This window comes from Legionella navarrensis, from assembly GCF_052527415.1.
In genome coordinates this window covers 388,428-404,651 of the sequence record NZ_JBNVZR010000001.1, presented here as the reverse complement: position 1 = coordinate 404,651, position 16,224 = coordinate 388,428, and the positions used below count along the sequence as shown (strand labels likewise).

The window sequence follows — 16,224 nt, the reverse complement described above, 5'->3', positions numbered from 1 at the left end:
TTCCAAAAACTTAGTGTGCCGATATTGTACATGAGGGGTATTTGCAATTCAATTAAACGACAGGGCTTGTTCCGGCCTGACAAGGCCACTCAGCGTGGTTCTGAAATCTGTGCATCCGGGCTACCGGCGCCCTGCCTGAAACAGACAGGCAAGAACAATCAGCGGAGTATAGGCAATCAACAGCCCTGTCACACCCTGCAGTCGCTGTGTAGCGACCAGGACCGCCCAGGGCAACAGCCAGGCCAGATTAATCAACACAACAGCCAGGGTAACCGGAGCATGTCGGCCGAACGTCCGGGCGGCGTGCTGGTAAGCATGCTGGCTGTGGGCACTAAAAACCCGCTCTCCCCTCAGTCCTCGTCTTATCAGGGTCACCGTGGCATCGACAATAAACACGCCAGACAAAATCAGCCACGCCCAGAACAAACCTGGTTCATATTTACCAGCCTGCAGGGATAAGACCGCCAGCGACAGCCCCAGAAATCCACTGCCGGCATCGCCCATAAAAATGCGGGCCCTGGGAAAATTCCAATAGAGGAACCCTCCGCATACAGCAGCCAGACCGAGAGGCAATAGCATCGCTGAATCGTTACCATGCAGCCACCAGAGCAAAGCACCGCCAAGACAGACACTAATGGCTTCAAGCGCTGCCAGGCCATTGATTCCGTCCATAAAATTGTACAGATTAATCATCCAGATAAAATAAAAAAAACCGAGAACATTTAAAACCAGGCCCGCCGGAATATACCAGGAAAAAACAGGCAGCGGGGGGAAACCACTGCCCTCATGGATGATAAGCAGTCCGGCCACAATCTGTGCCAGCAGGCGCCATTTGGCCGACAGTTGAACTCTGTCGTCTACAAAACCCGTCGTGGCAATGATCGTGCCGGCTGTAAAAAATGGGAAAAAGAGGGAATCATCAACGAAACCAAGGTACCGGGACGCAAGCAAAAGCAACAGAAAAAGCACAACGAAAACCAGGCCGCCACCACGTGGTGTAGCCACCTGATGCGAGCTTCGTTCGTTGGGTATATCCAGGAGGTGAGTCGCGATAGCCCAGCGGCGAAACAGGCCCGTAAACAGCAAGGAAGCAAGAAACAAAAGACAGCAGGACACCATGAACATGAAAAACCTTGATTTCATTGAATGAAATTTACATATGATAAATTGCACTCGATTAAGAATGTATCCTCGAACCATTCGGGCTGTGTTAGAATACAAAAATTCAGCGTAATAAAAAAGCCATCCACGAGCTTTAAGTGGGTGAGCAGGCATCAAAATGAGGGAGTCCCCATGCGATTAATACCGATTATTTTATGCGGCGGAGCCGGCTCGCGGCTATGGCCTGTGTCGCGGGAAAGACACCCCAAACCCTTCATTCGGCTGAATGACGGGCAAAGTCTGCTGCAAAAAACCTTTCTCAGAGGGGCTTTTGCCAGTGACGCGGAAGAAATAATCACGGTGACTAACCGCGAATTGTACTTTAAATCAGACGATGAGTTTCGTGAGGTGAACCACGCCGGACTCGCTCTGTCTTTCATCCTTGAACCCTTTGGCCGAAACACCGCTGCCGCCATCGCCGCCGCGGCACTGGAAGTAAATGCCCGATATGGCGATGACGCCCTGATGCTGGTTCTGCCTGCCGATCACCTCATTTCCGATCTGGATGCCTTTAGTCTGGCGGTTGATGAAGCGGTTCTGCTGGCCGGGCAAGGCAGGCTGGTGACCTTTGGCATTCAGCCTGAACGTCCTGAAACAGGCTATGGCTACATCGAGTCCGAAGGCAATCGTGTATTGAGTTTTGTTGAAAAGCCATCTCTCGACGTGGCACAGCAGTTTCTTGCATCCGGTCGCTACCTGTGGAACTCCGGCATGTTTTGTTTTCAGGCAGGACGCATACTGGAGGAAATGCATAAGCATTGTCCTGAAATTATATCGGCAACCCAGACCTGCATCGAGCTGTCACGACGAGCCAGCGGCAGCAAATTCAACCAGCTGGAACTGGATCCGGTCAGCTTCGCCCTGGTGCCTGAAAACTCGATTGATTACGCGGTCATCGAAAAATCAAATGAAGTTGCGGTTGTTCCCTGTCGTATTGGCTGGAGTGACATCGGCTCCTGGAATGCCTTAAGCGCTCTGTCGGAAAGCGATGCCAATGGCAATCAGGTTGAGGCAGAAGCCCTTCTATATCACGTCAGCAATTGCTACATCCGCAGCAACGAACGTCTGGTTGGTGCAGTCGGCATCGACAATCTGCTTATCATCGACACGCCAGACGCCCTGCTGGTTGCCGATAAATCACGCGATCAGGAGGTCAAACGCATTTACGCTCAGCTCAAGCTGGATGGACATGAGGCGCATCAGCTGCATCGGACCGTGCATCGTCCCTGGGGAACGTATACGGTCCTTGAAGAAGGTCCCCGCTATAAAATCAAGCGGATTGAAGTAAAGCCAGGAGCCAGTCTCAGTCTGCAAATGCATCATCATCGCAGTGAACACTGGATAGTGGTCAGCGGTATGGCCAAAATCGTTAACGGAGAGCAGGACGTATACATCAGCACCAACCAGTCAACCTACATCCCTGCCGGACATAAACATCGTCTGGAAAATCCCGGTATCCTGCCATTGATCATGATCGAAGTACAAAGCGGCGAATATATGGGCGAGGACGATATTGTCCGCTTCCAGGATGAATACGGTCGCTCCTGAAGAAATAAAGGTCCGGAATCTTTTTGCACACCTGGACCCCGCTAACGAGTCGCGGGGCGTAGGGATATGTAAGTGTCCCCCGCGCAGGCGGAGATCTATGGTCAAATCAGGCTCGGGACCAGCTCCAGGATGGTTTCCCGCCTGTGCGGGAATGACAGACTGGAGTATTTTTCAGTAGCGAGCTGTCATCAAATTAAAAATGAAATCGATTTGTGGATTTTACATCTGTGTGTTATACCTATTTGAGGGCAATGGATTGCTTGTATGGATGATTTTGCTCAAAGTCTGTCTATTACTTACTCAATTTATTATGAAAAAGGAACTTTTTATGAATCTGAAAAAATCATTGGTTGCCATTTCTGCCGTTTCTTTACTGGGCTTGTCTGGTTCACTGTTTGCGTCTAACCCAACCAGCGGACAGTTGATTGTTATCAACTCTGTGGGTGTGGTTGTGAACGGTTCTGCCGGTTCTTCTGCATCTTCAGTTAAAGTCGTGGTTAATGATGCTACTGGCCCCTGCTCTACAACACCAATTCTTGCAATTGGCGGTGTAGTAACAGTTAAATGGGACAGCACTAAGACTCATTCAACTACACAATGCACTGACATCACCAGCGTAGACGTTACTGCTCTGAAAACAAGTGCAGGCGTAGTTCAGTACGACAGTACAGCCAATACTACACCACCAGCTGTAGCTACAGCAGCTACTACCTTCACTGCACCAACCACACCAATCAGCAACCTGGCTCTGATGGTTACTGGTAATGCATCTGCAGCGATGACAAACAGTGCTACTTCCTGGGGATCTGCACTGGGTGTTGCACCAATTTACCTGACTACCAATGGTGCACTCAGCACAACTGGTATCATGGGTGCTGTTGGTATGGCCGGCCTGAAAGCAGAATCGTACATGCATCGCTATGCGGTTATGCCTGCTGGTATGACACCTTATGCTTACCAATAAGTAATGTCATTATCCTCTGCAACGCCCGTTGCAGAGGATACCTCTCCATCTGTCAATAGATAAATTCCACGAAAAAATCACAAAGAAGTATCGCAACTTGTCTTTGTTTGGATATATACTGACTTTACATAAACTTACCGGATGTCTGCGTGTCCTTGAAGGCCATGTATAATGAACTGGCTGGTCAATACGAAACAGCCGATCGCTTTGGATCAATCAGCGAAAGCCACCGTGTGGCGATTGCTCAAATAAGCCAGGAACATCTGGGCCTTCGCCCAGGTTATAAAGTTCTTGATCTGGGCGTGGGTAACGGCGCGTTTCTGAAAAAACTGCAACAGCTTATGCCACAGGCTGTTTTCACCGGAATTGATATTTCCTCAGAAATGCTGGCACGTGCCAGTAAGGCACTCAAACTGACAACCATCGAAGCCAGCGCTGCCGAAGCAGAAAAATTTCTGCCTCACCACAGCCAGGATCTGGTGCTTGCTCATTTTATCAACGCCTACATTCCTGTAACGACACTCTTCAACGAGGCCGAGGTAATGACCCGGGCAAACGGCCATTTTTCAATTATTACCACGACTTATGAATCGTTTCCTGTTGCGCAGCAGCAACTGGCCAGATTCATTTCAGAAGACAGACTGCTGAGCAAGGTCGTTGGGCATTTTTATAAAACCATGGTAAAAAATACCACCGTGGCCTCCGGTCATGATGAATTGATGAACGCGTTCAAACAGCATCAGTTTGAAGTGATCCAGCATCAGCGTCTTCGATTGCCCATTACCCTGAACAACATCGATGAACTGGCTGAATTCGGCATCGAAGGAACCTGGTTTTTAAACAGCCTTTCGATGAGAATGCTGCCCAAAAGCTTCCTGATCAAACGACTGAAGCGTCTGTTCAGCAAGATATTCACCTTTCCCTATCATGATACGCATGTCATTGACGTGGTGCTGGCAAAAAAGTAGAAACGCCCAGTTCCTGAGCTGTCTGACTGGGCGGACTGGAGTAAAAACAGAAAGGAGATTCTGTGCTCACACAAGCCGTTAAAAATATCCTCCCCGTCTGGGACACGCGTCAACAGCAAAGCAGTAACATTATTTTCATCACCTTCTGGAGCCAGTTCTCCGTCTACGCTCTGAATACCGTACTGATTCTGTTTTTAACCCGCCCGCTGATGAAACAGGGGCTGGGTTACAGCCAGGCCAAAGCCTACGCATTCATTGGAATTTCGCAGGCAACGGGCTATCTTATGCCGATTCTGGGCGGTTTCATGGCCGATCAGATATTGGGGATACGGCGCGCCATTGCCATGGGCAGCGTGATGCTGGCATGCGCTTATTTGCTGGTCATGTTAAGCGGCCTTACCCTCGGCAACATGGGCGACAGCCTGTTTATTGCCGCATACGCAATGATTCCGGCTACCAACTCGCTCCTGATGGGTACGGCTTCAAGCATGGTGTCGCATATTTACAGCGATGACGCCATCAAGGCAAAAACAGCCATGACCTATTATTACATGGCTATTAACGTCGGCGCGTTGCTGGCAACTGTTCTTGCACCCTCGCTGCTGGATAGCCGTTACGGGCCCTTGTCGATTCTGGCGGTGGCCTTTATGGGCAAAGCCATTGCCGCCCTGAATTTTACACGGCGCTATTCGCTCTATGACAACGTCGTCAGGGGTAAAGACACCCAACCCATGAATCGAATATCCCGATATCAGTTGCTTGCCTATCTGGGCGGAATCTATGTATTTACCCTGCTGGCATATTCACATGTTTATCTGGCCAGTCTGATTATCAGCATCGGCTGTGCTTTGGGTATTCTCTGGTTTTTGATCAAGACCCTGCGCCTGTCAGGTGAAACCAGAACCCGGCAGATGATTGCCCTGTTGTTAATTATCGAGGCAGTGGTTTTTTTTGTTATTTACAATCAAATGAACAGCACGCTGATTCTATTTGCTCAGAGTAACTCCAATTTAAAGCTCTTTTCGTTTTCCGTATCACCCGCACACTACCAGATGCTGAATCCTATACTGATTATCCTGCTGGGGATGCAGCTGCCCAGATTTTACCGCCAGTTTCCGCGTTTTATAATCCCTTACCAGTTCGCTGCCAGCACGATACTGGCTGGCATGGCCCTGCTGTTAATGGCCTATTCCGCGACGATTGCAGTAGACGGTCTGGTGAACGGTAATTTTATTGGCTTAACCTACGTCATGATCTCCCTGGCTGAGCTTTGGGTCAGCGCAGTAGGATTGAGCATGATTGGTTTATACTGTGATGCGCGCAGCCTGAGCTTTGCCATGGGGGTCTGGTATCTGGCCAGCTCCTTATCCAATGCTATTTCCGGACGTCTGGCGGGGTTTGTCGCCATTCCAGAGAACATGACCTCTGCCATGCAGAGTCTGCCGGTGTATCAGCATTATTACTTTTTTGTAGGGCTGGCTGCCGTGGGCACCGGCATACTGATGGGTCTGGCGGCGCTGCAGATAAAGAAGCGCCTGGATAAACGAGGGATAGTGCTGGCCTGACGGCTACATGTCAAAACTAAATAGAAACGGTACTAGAGTCCCAGGTTATCGCGTTTGAACACGCGATCCGCACGATAGCTGGAACGAACCAGCGGCCCAGAGGCAACTTCAAAGAAACCTTTCTGAAGACCAATTTCACGGAATTCCAGGAATTTTTCCGGTGTAACGTAACGCATCACGGGCAGATGATTTCTGGTGGGTTGCAGGTATTGTCCAAGGGTCAGAATGTCGATATTCTGTGCGCGTAAATCGTCCATGGTCTGAATAATTTCTTCATCCGTTTCCCCAAGCCCAAGCATCAGGCTGGTTTTGGTCAGTACGTCAGGACGATAACGCTTGGCAAATGCCAGTACCTTCAGCGTTTGCCAGTAGCCAGCGCGGTTGTCGCGCACAGGATGAGTCAAGCGCTCAACCGTTTCCACATTTTGAGCAAACACATCGACACCACTGTCCAGTAATACAGCCACGTCGCGCTCACTGCCCTGAAAGTCAGGTGTCAGTGCTTCCACTTTCGTTTTCGGGCAACGCGCTTTAATGGCGCGGATACTGTCAGCATAATGTCTGGCGCCACCGTCGGGGAGATCATCACGGTTAACCGAGGTCAGTACCACATAATCAAGATTCATCAGTGCAACCGTATTGGCTGTGTTGGCAGGCTCGTTTGCGTCAAGCCAGCCATGTGGGTTGCCGGTATCCACGGCACAGAAACGGCAGGCCCGCGTGCATACCGCACCCATCAGCATAATCGTAGCCGTGCCATGCGACCAGCATTCCGCGATATTAGGACATTTGGCTTCTTCGCAGACAGTAGCAAGACGGTGCTTGACCACTTCGTCCTTAACTTTGCTGTAGGCCGGAGTAATCTGATTGACGATGCGCAGCCATTTTGGTTTAGGTAACCGTTCATGCTCGGAGGAAACCGATTTAACACCATCCTTAATCGCAACAACACCGTGATCGGTTTTGTATTTTTGCCCGCTTTCAACCACCACCGGGATATCAATCAATCTGGTCATACGCCTGCCTGTTAAACATTTTGACTGATGATCCCAAATAGCCGGGGAGAGATCAAGTATATTTGCTTACTCTGACGGAGCTGATGCGTCATGGCGAGTGCCAGACTGCTTCAGCCATGTCTTAAACGCCAGCCAGGTTGCCATCAGTGCCAAGAGCACACAGACCATGGCAAAGGCTGCTTCACTAAACAGAGCCGGTGTAAAAATCAGAATCAGGGCGATAAGAAGCAGGTATAACCAGCTGAATTCGGCAATAAAACGACCATGCCGGCTCAGATAGCGGCTATATCGGCACAAAGCCCAGATCAGACCTGTCATCACAGTAATAATTCCGAGATAAACCAGTTGATACAGCCACTCCACCGCAACCTGGTGGCTGGGAGAATAGTTTTGATCCAGTAGCCATTGCTGAAAAATAACAGGTATATCCGGTGTAAAGCTCACGGCCGGATATACCTGGTATAACTGCACGGCGAAGGACGTGAGCAACACCATCAACAAGGACACGAAATTGAGCAGATTTGTTTTTTTAGCGAGGCCCTTATGATGGAAGGCCGCCACATAAGATACCAGCCCAAGGCCAAGAAACATCACAGGCCAGCGCAGCATGTGCATTAATTGCCAGGACAGGGCCAGATGCGCCTGCTGTAGATGATGAGCCAGTCCGGTGCCGAGCAGAAATAAAATCAGGGTCACGACCCGATCACGGCGGTTTTTTTGTATCCACAAAAAGGCAAACAATGCCAGAATGGAATACAGTGTGGTGTACATCATCACATCCATCAACGCCATTTGCGGTAGAAACGAGAACAGAGAAGGACTGCCTTCCATGCTGGCCCTGTAGGCCATTTGCATGAGCACATGTTGGGTAGCGGGTGTCAGACGCCCGGCCTGATCAATAGACTGACGACAGTAGTTCAACCCTTTCAGCAGCATGGAGCCACTGGTTTTTGCATCAGAAAAACCAACCCAGCGTGTATTACAGAAAAATATGGATGGTACTTTAAAATCAGGTGCGTTTTGCGCCTTTAAGTAATTATTAAACAGTTCCAGCGCGGATCTATCGGTATTAATCATGTGACGTTGTACATGCAACCAGGGATTGTCTGCTTCGATGCTCTGAAGATAGGCATCCGCTTTTTGACAATGCACACAATCACTGGACAAAAACATATCAACACGCAAATCTGCCTGCTGACCAGCGTTTTTTTCAAACCACTGGGATGGGGAACCGTCCGCCCAGGCCATGGATAAAAAACAAGACAAAAAAAACGCCAGCCATCCTCTACCCTGAATCCGCATGTATCTTCCTGTTTAATAAGAACAAAACCACGGTATCACGTGGTAATGTAATTTTCCAGATGCCTGATCACCAGATTTTTGTCTTCAAGCAGGTGAAGCAGCAGGTCGCCAATAGACAGGATAGCCACCAGTTCGCCTTGTTCACGCACGAGAACATGGCGGCGCCGGGTATTGGTTATGGTTTCCATTGCCTGTTCAACCGTATCGTTCACACTCAGCACACTCACATCACGGAAAGCAATTTCTCCGGCAGTTGCTGTATTGGGGTCAAGGCCCGGCAGCAGACAGGAACGCACCAGATCACGTTCCGTTACAATTCCGGGCAAGCCGGTATCGCTGCGGACAACCAAAGCGCCAATATTATTGTCACACATTATTTTCACGCACTCCATCACGGTAGTATCTGGGTAGACATAGATAATAGGTCGCTTTGGATTGGGAAGAATGGAATAAATCAAATTCGCCATGACACACTCCCTGACAGGTTAAAAAAACACGGCTAACCATTGTTCAATTATAGCACAATTATGTAAGGGGATTGAGATATCGTGAGGAATTTGAAACCCCGGATTACGGTTTCGCCTAATCCGGGCTACAATACGGAGAAAGGATCGTAGCCCGGATTAGGCGAAGCCGTAATCCGGGATGAAGCAGATATCAGTTTACAACGCGCCAGGATCCATCTGCCTGACGGCAGGCCTTACCATAAATTTCCTGTGACTTGCCACCAATCAAGGCATGGGTCGTGTATTCACGGCATGGCTGCTGGTTTGCATAATAGGTTTTGGTTGGTTTCACGGTGTAGCTGTTGCCGGTGTCTGGATTCTTCCAGCTGACCGCGCGACCGACAGGAGCTGTTTCCAGCGCACGCTGCATTTCCAGGCGATCCAGTCTATCCATTGTACGACCAATATTACCGCCAAGGTACGCACCCAGCAAGGCACCGCCGGCAGCTGCTGCAACACGTCCGGAACCACCACCAAACTGGCTGCCGAGTAACCCACCGACCACACCGCCGGTCACGGTTCCAACGCCTTCGTTATTTATTTCAGCACAACCTGTCAGACAGGCTGACAACGCGAGTGATGCTAATACTAATTTTTTCATGCACATTCACCTGTAGTTTAGGTATTAAATCGATCGTAATTCTATCATCACGGTTATAAATTATCCATACTTACGACGCGCGCGGAGAAAACTGGCAAATAAGCTCGTAAGCTATGGTACCAGCGGATCGTGCAATCGTCTCAACAGGAATGGTTTCCCCCCAGAGCTCCACACGATCACCAAGACACACACCAGGGCAGTCCGTCACGTCCACCGTCATCATGTCCATGGAGACACGCCCGACAATGGGCGCCAGGCTGCCGTTAATGGCCACGGGCGTACCAGTGGCTATATGACGAGGATATCCATCACCGTAGCCCGCCGCCACCACCGCAATGACAGACGGTCGAGTAAGCGTCCAGGTACCGCCATAGCCAAGGCGCTCACCCGCGGTATAATGATGGATGGCGCTGACGGCTGAAAAAAAGCGCATCACGGGAACGAGACCGTTTTGCACACCCGTCTGATCGGCAAAGGGCGATACACCGTACAGCATGATTCCCGGGCGGACAACATCGGCCAGAGACTCCGGCAAGGCCATGATGGCAGCGGAATTAGCGAGACTTTTGATCAAGGGCACGGAGGGCAGACGCAAATCCTGAAAATTCTGCAGCTGTTGTTGATTACTGGGATTATCCCGCTCGTCGGCACTGGCAAAATGCGTCATCAGACCGATCTCATCGTCCACCCAGGGACAGGCACGCAAGGCGCTGAGCACGTCATACACGTCATCAGGCAAAAAGCCGAGGCGATTCATTCCAGTGTTCACTTTCACCCAGACACGTATTGTTCGAGGCAGGGGATTTTCCAGCAGCCAGCGCAACTGATGGGCCTGATGCAGTACACAGTAACAACCAAGCTCAGCTGCAATCGGCAGCTCCGCGGCACTGAACACCCCCTGAAACAAGACGCAGTCACGGCTCACACCCAGCTTACGTATCGCCATGGCCTCTTCAAGGCAGGCCACACCAAAGGCGTGAACCTGATCCTCAATAACAGGAACCACATGACCAATTCCGCAGCCGTAGGCATTGGCTTTTACCATGGCGATAATGCGCCTCCCCGGAGCGTGTCGCTGCACCTGGTTCAGATTATGCCGCAACGCGGCCGCATCAATGTGTACACCTGTTGGTCTGGACACGTTATTCCATATCCTGATAACCGTTAAACGCCAAATCCTCGAAACGAGTGTATTTACCGAGGAACGCCACACGCACTTTACCGATAGGACCGTTACGCTGCTTGGCGATGATGATTTCCGCCACCCCTTTTTCCGGGCTGTCTTCATTATATACTTCGTCACGATAAATAAAGCAGATCAGGTCGGCGTCCTGCTCGATAGCACCTGACTCCCGCAGGTCCGACATAACCGGACGTTTGTCCTGACGCTGCTCAAGACTCCGGTTTAACTGAGACAAGGCGATAACCGGAACTTTTAATTCTTTGGCCAGCGATTTTAAGCTTCGCGAAATTTCAGAGATCTCCGCTGTACGGTTTTCCGCTTTAAAGCCAGCGATTTTCATCAACTGCAGATAGTCGACTACGATCAAACCCAGCTGCCCGTGTTCTTTGGCCAGACGCCTTGCGCGGGCACGCATTTCCGAGGGGCTTAAAGCGGGCGTATCATCAATAAACAAAGGCGCTTCAGACAGCATATGCACCGCCGAGGTTACGCGCGGCCAATCGTCGTCGTCCAGTTTCCCGGTACGGATTCGATGCTGATCAATTCGCCCAAGCGAAGACATCATCCTCATTGCCAGCGAATCGGAGGGCATCTCCATGGAAAACACCAGCACCGGTTTTCCTCCGCGAATGGCGGCATGTTCAGCCATATTCATAACCAGGGTGGTTTTACCCATGGACGGACGACCGGCAACAATAATCAGATCCGATGGCTGCAGTCCGGACGTGCGTTCATCCAGCTCGGTCAAACCGGTCGCAAGTCCCGTGATCGCATCCCCGTTATGATACAGGGCATCGATTTTTTCCACAGTCCGCACCAGAATAGACTTGATGCTTTCAGGCCCACCATCACCGCCAGTCTGTTCCGCAATCGCAAAAACCCGTGTCTCAGCCAGATCCAGCAGCTCGGGCACTTCGCGTCCGGCCGGATTATAGGCTGAATCGGCAATTTCACTTGCGATGGCGATTAATTGCCGCTGAACGGATTTTTCACGCACAATATCAGCGTAAGCGCTGACGTTCGCCACACTCGGCGTATTGTTGGCCAGCTCGAACAGGTAGCTTTCGCCGCCCGCATCGTCAAGCTGGTTATTCGTTTTCAGCGTATCAAGCAGCGTCACCACGTCAAATGGCTGTTCGCGTTTGGCCAGGTCGGCTATCGCATGGAAGAGGATGCGATGCTCTGTGCGATAAAAATCGGCTTCGCAGAGTTTGGAGCTGATTTTGTCCCAGACCTGGTTGTCGAGCATCAATCCACCCACGATGGACTGTTCTGCCTCGGCCGAATGGGGAGGACGCCGCAGAGGATCAACAGAGGATTGCTTTTTAGTTTGAACGTCTACCATATTCTAATCGATAAAAAAAACGTGTTGAGGACTATTGTAAACCCGAACAAAAAAAAAGACACACTATCGTGTGTCTTTTTGAAAAAATCAGGGGATTATCTTACCCAGACCTGAGTCCGGCCAAGAACTGATACGCCTACATAGCCACGTACATAGAGTTTGTTGCCTTCCATGGTGATTTTGGCTTTGTAAACTTTACCTGTTTTAGGATCAAGAATCTGGCCACCTTCCCAAACGCCATTGCCTTTGTCTTTCAGGCCCCACACAAAAGTCATCCCTTTGATGGGTTTGCCTTTGAAGGCACCTGGGCATTTGCTGCAGATACCGGTATCACCTGGCTGAGGATAAATCTGCATGATGGTACCGGACAGATTACCACCAGACACGTTTATCCGGACAACCGCCCTTTTTTGCCCCGTTTTGTCGTCGATGGTTGTCCAGGTTCCTGCGGGTGAAGAACCAGCCATTGCCACAGGGACAAACAACACGGTGAATACCAACGCCAAAAACGTTTTCCATTGCTTCATTTGCCTTCTCCTTATGATTCCGACATTTAGAAGTGTAGGTTATGACTTACTGTAAATCAACCAAAGGGGCGAAAAATTGTTCAACATCACCGGCTGTCAGGGCCCCTGAGCCCGCTATATTGTTCGACAGGATGCCATCAAATAACTGCCGCTTTTTGTCCTGCATGGCCAGAATGGCTTCTTCGACGGTGCCTGCGGCGATAAGCTTATAGACAAACACCGGATTTTCCTGACCGATACGATGACTTCTGTCTGTTGCCTGATCTTCTGCCGCGGGGTTCCACCAGGGATCGTAATGGATAACGGTGTCAGCCCGGGTAAGATTCAGACCAGTACCCCCTGCTTTCAGACTGATCAGAAAAACCGGCACGTCGCCTTCCTGAAATGAATTAACCAGTTGCTGGCGATTTTGCGTCTGCCCCGTCAGCTTAAGGTACGGGAAGGTGCGCGCCTTTAGCTCCTGCTCAATCAATTCAAGCATGGACGTAAACTGCGAAAACACCAGCACACGACGATTTTCAGCCACCAGATTATCAATCAGCGCCATCAAAGCTTCCAGCTTGGCGGACGTACCGTGGGCAATCCGGGCTTCGGGAATGGTCAGCAGGCGTGGATCGCAGCAGACCTGGCGCAGCTTTAACAAGGCATCCAAGAGGACAATATGACTTTTCCCCATGCCCTGGCGCGCAATCGCTTCGCGCACTTTTTTCTCCATGCTCATCCGAATGGCTTCGTAAAGATCGCGCTGCACACCGTCCAGCTCAATTAACTGAGTGGTCTCGGTTTTGGCCGGCAACTCGCGCGCCACTTCGTTTTTATTTCGGCGCAACATAAAGGGCCTGACGCGATTGGCCAACAGCTCCCGCCGCTCCTGACTGGCGTTCTTTTCAATGGGGATTTTGAAAAACCGGCGAAACTGCCGCGCATCACCCAACAAACCGGGCATTAGAAAATGAAACAGCGACCAGAGCTCACCCAGATGATTTTCAAGAGGCGTACCCGACAGGCACAAACGATGACTGGCTTTAATCTGCTGGATAATCTGCGTGGTTTTGGCGCGCGCGTTTTTAATAAACTGGGCTTCATCAAGAATCAGATAGTAAAAGCTGTGCCCCACAAAGCGGAATTTATCGCGTTGAATCAGGCCGTAAGTCGAAATCACCACATCGTACTCATCAAACTCGTCCTGATGGCGCTCAGCACCATGAAAGACCAGCACCTTCAAATCAGGCGTGAAGCGTCTGGCCTCTTCATACCAGTTTCCCACCAGACTGGTGGGGGCTACGATAAGCGCGGCGTGGGTCAGACGACCCTGCTCTTTTTCAAGCTGTAAATGAGCCAGGGTCTGCACCGTTTTTCCAAGCCCCATATCATCGGCAAGGACGCCGCCGAAACGGCAGTTCCGCAAAAACTGCAGCCAGTTCAGCCCCTGATGCTGGTAGTCACGAAGACTGGCATTCAAACCTTTGGGCAGCGTTACATTGTCGATTTCCTTTAATCCCACCAGTTGCTGCAGCTGTTGACGCAGGGTCTCTCCTCCCACCCAGCGCGCATTGGTTGCAGCAATAGCCTGTTCCGTTTCCTGCATCAACAGAAATTGATAGCGGTTGATTTGAATTTGTCGTTCGTCGTCAATCACCCGACTGCCGTAATGCAGTAAAAAACGTACCAGCGGTTTGATTCGCGCCATGCTCACCTGCAGACGCTTCCCATCAGGCAAGGGCAGATACACCAGCGAATCGTCAGCTAAATCGTCGATGGTATCGTGGTCGAGGCGGGTAATCAGGTCAGCTACCAGAGGAACAATACTGACCTGTTTTCCTTCCACCAGAATACCAAGCTGATAGGCGAAAAAGTCCTGACCGCGCTCTCGCAGCTCGGAGAACCACTCGATCTCATCAGCGGTAACAACCTGAGCAAAAACCGGGTGCCGGAACTCGACTGTCCAGCCTTTGTTTTTCAATAAAGGTATGATGTTCTGATGCAGGCGGGGCAAGTCCGCTTCGCTGCGATAATGAATCAATACGGAGCGATGCCGTACATCATCAAGCGCGTTTAATTTATCCTGCAGGCTGGCGGCACGGGCCGGCAGCAGCTGGGCGCATTCTTCACGCCTGGTCTTTTCAAAAAGATAATCGCGCTCAATCTCGTTCAGGACATCACCTTCCGCATAGACAAGGGCCTGACTGGTATCATCGTTGTCTGTTCGCATGCCGGCGTAGTCAAAGCAGATGTCACAGACAAACAGATAACCGGAATCATCCAGATTTTCGCCGTTTCCCTCTCTCGTCTCTACCGCGTCGAGAATCAGTACGGGCGTGGGCGTTAGTGAGCGTATCTGTTTTTTTTGATAGACACCCGGTCTTGGGAACTGAGGATTTAATTCGCTCAGCATAGAGGCAATGCAGGCGGCCTGTTCTGGCGAAACGGAGGGCATGTCCAGGAGCTTTTTTAATTGTCCTGGCGGCAGGGATTCGCCAAAGCGCCCCAAGGTATGCTCCTCTTCATCGTAATACCAGGGGGTATCAAGAATTAAGGGCTTTACAACATGGCCATCGCGCTCAAGCAGCAGATGCTGAGTGCCATTTGAGCGGAGCTGCCAGCGCAGGCTGACATCGCTGCTGCTGTCGAATTCGAGCGGTATGTCTTCGTCTTCGTGATAGAGAAAGGCACGCTTTGTGGATACGATTTTCTCGAGTAGTTCGCTGTTGCGCACGGCAAAGCGATCGAACCAGCTGTTTGCACCGTATTTTTGCAGCAGGGTTTCGATGATATCGTCATCGGCATCGGTGAAATACTGCTGACGGTGAGGCGTTACGGTGTTAAACACAGGCTTTTGGCCAAAACCACCCCGCTTGAGGCGCTTTGCCAGCGCGAGGCGAACCTGAACTCGATGCTCATGAGCGGTAAACTGTGGCTCAAGCAGATACACAACCTGATGCGATTTCTGCGAAGCCTCGGGTTCGGGCAGCCCCGCGCGCAGGGAATCCAGCCAGTGGATCAGAGACTCCTGACCAGACTGGTCACCGGGCGCTGGAATAAACAGGTTCTCTTTTTCCTGGAGGGAAAACAGGCTGGCGGCAGTATGCCTGCAGTTAACGCCTGACTGACAACTGCAATGCGCAGGCTTACCCGGCCAGGATTTCAGATCGACGTGAACGTCATAAATCCGACCCGATCGCCCTTTTACCCGTCCCTTCAGCAAACCATCGCTCAAACGGGTGCTCAACACGTATCCCTTCCGCTGATATTCCTGCCCCTGCATCAACACGTTGGGTGAAAACACAACAGCCATACGTGACAAGGCTTCTTTCAGCATCTAGTAACCAACATTTTTAACCAAGTGAACCTGACATTATAGCGAATTTTAAGTCAATTTAATCCAATATGGGAATAAAAAACAGGGGCTGTCCCATCTAAACCTAAACGGAAGTTAATCAATCGGCACGATCTGCCCCCTTTTCCCTTGAGGGAGAAGGGCGCTGTACCGGTGCGTAACTCGAGATAAAAACTGTGATACCATACAGTTTTGCTTTCC

General features: G+C 50.7%; 13 protein-coding genes. 4 read left to right on the top strand and 9 right to left on the bottom strand.

Annotated features, from left to right (window positions below; all coding sequences use genetic code 11):
• Window positions 1-120: 120 nt before the first annotated feature.
• Window positions 121-1,143 carry an MraY family glycosyltransferase gene (locus ACQUTA_RS01605; RefSeq protein ID WP_444986433.1) on the bottom strand — a complete coding sequence of 341 codons (1,023 nt, stop codon included), beginning with the start codon at window positions 1,141-1,143 and terminating at the stop codon, window positions 121-123.
• Window positions 1,144-1,293: 150 nt separating this feature from the next.
• Between ACQUTA_RS01605 and ACQUTA_RS01600 the strand changes: the two genes are divergently transcribed.
• The 4 genes from ACQUTA_RS01600 to ACQUTA_RS01585 all read left to right on the top strand — a co-directional run bounded on the left by ACQUTA_RS01600 (window position 1,294) and on the right by ACQUTA_RS01585 (window position 6,206).
• Window positions 1,294-2,709: a mannose-1-phosphate guanylyltransferase/mannose-6-phosphate isomerase gene (locus ACQUTA_RS01600; protein WP_444986432.1), complete on the top strand. Its 1,416-nt coding sequence runs from the start codon at window positions 1,294-1,296 to the stop codon at window positions 2,707-2,709.
• Between the two features lie 328 nt (window positions 2,710-3,037).
• Complete coding sequence (locus ACQUTA_RS01595; protein ID WP_444986431.1) at window positions 3,038-3,673, top strand: hypothetical protein; 636 nt, start codon at window positions 3,038-3,040, stop codon at window positions 3,671-3,673.
• 149 nt (window positions 3,674-3,822) lie between these two features.
• Window positions 3,823-4,641 (top strand): class I SAM-dependent methyltransferase, encoded by an 819-nt coding sequence (locus tag ACQUTA_RS01590; protein ID WP_444986430.1) that lies wholly within the window; start codon window positions 3,823-3,825, stop codon window positions 4,639-4,641.
• Between the two features lie 62 nt (window positions 4,642-4,703).
• Window positions 4,704-6,206, top strand: coding sequence for a peptide MFS transporter (locus ACQUTA_RS01585; protein ID WP_444986429.1), 1,503 nt, complete (start codon window positions 4,704-4,706; stop codon window positions 6,204-6,206).
• A gap of 32 nt (window positions 6,207-6,238) precedes the next feature.
• Here ACQUTA_RS01585 and lipA read toward each other — a convergent pair whose 3' ends face one another.
• From lipA to ACQUTA_RS01545, 8 genes are all read right to left on the bottom strand, one after another.
• Window positions 6,239-7,222: a lipoyl synthase gene (gene lipA, locus ACQUTA_RS01580; RefSeq protein WP_444986428.1), complete on the bottom strand. Its 984-nt coding sequence runs from the start codon at window positions 7,220-7,222 to the stop codon at window positions 6,239-6,241.
• Between the two features lie 66 nt (window positions 7,223-7,288).
• Complete coding sequence (locus ACQUTA_RS01575) at window positions 7,289-8,524, bottom strand: thioredoxin domain-containing protein (protein WP_444986427.1); 1,236 nt, start codon at window positions 8,522-8,524, stop codon at window positions 7,289-7,291.
• Window positions 8,525-8,559: 35 nt separating this feature from the next.
• Complete coding sequence (locus tag ACQUTA_RS01570; protein ID WP_444986426.1) at window positions 8,560-8,991, bottom strand: CBS domain-containing protein; 432 nt, start codon at window positions 8,989-8,991, stop codon at window positions 8,560-8,562.
• A gap of 190 nt (window positions 8,992-9,181) precedes the next feature.
• Window positions 9,182-9,631, bottom strand: a complete 450-nt coding sequence (locus tag ACQUTA_RS01565) for an RT0821/Lpp0805 family surface protein (RefSeq protein WP_444986425.1) — start codon at window positions 9,629-9,631, stop codon at window positions 9,182-9,184.
• Window positions 9,632-9,701: 70 nt separating this feature from the next.
• Window positions 9,702-10,772, bottom strand: a complete 1,071-nt coding sequence (gene alr, locus ACQUTA_RS01560; RefSeq protein ID WP_444986424.1) for an alanine racemase — start codon at window positions 10,770-10,772, stop codon at window positions 9,702-9,704.
• A 1-nt stretch (window position 10,773) separates the two neighbouring features.
• Complete coding sequence (gene dnaB / locus ACQUTA_RS01555) at window positions 10,774-12,159, bottom strand: replicative DNA helicase (RefSeq protein ID WP_444986423.1); 1,386 nt, start codon at window positions 12,157-12,159, stop codon at window positions 10,774-10,776.
• A gap of 95 nt (window positions 12,160-12,254) precedes the next feature.
• Window positions 12,255-12,686: a DUF2147 domain-containing protein gene (locus ACQUTA_RS01550; protein ID WP_444986422.1), complete on the bottom strand. Its 432-nt coding sequence runs from the start codon at window positions 12,684-12,686 to the stop codon at window positions 12,255-12,257.
• A gap of 46 nt (window positions 12,687-12,732) precedes the next feature.
• A complete protein-coding gene (locus tag ACQUTA_RS01545) occupies window positions 12,733-16,005 on the bottom strand; it encodes a DEAD/DEAH box helicase (protein WP_444986421.1) in 3,273 nt (1,090 codons plus the stop codon).
• Window positions 16,006-16,224 lie beyond the last annotated feature (219 nt).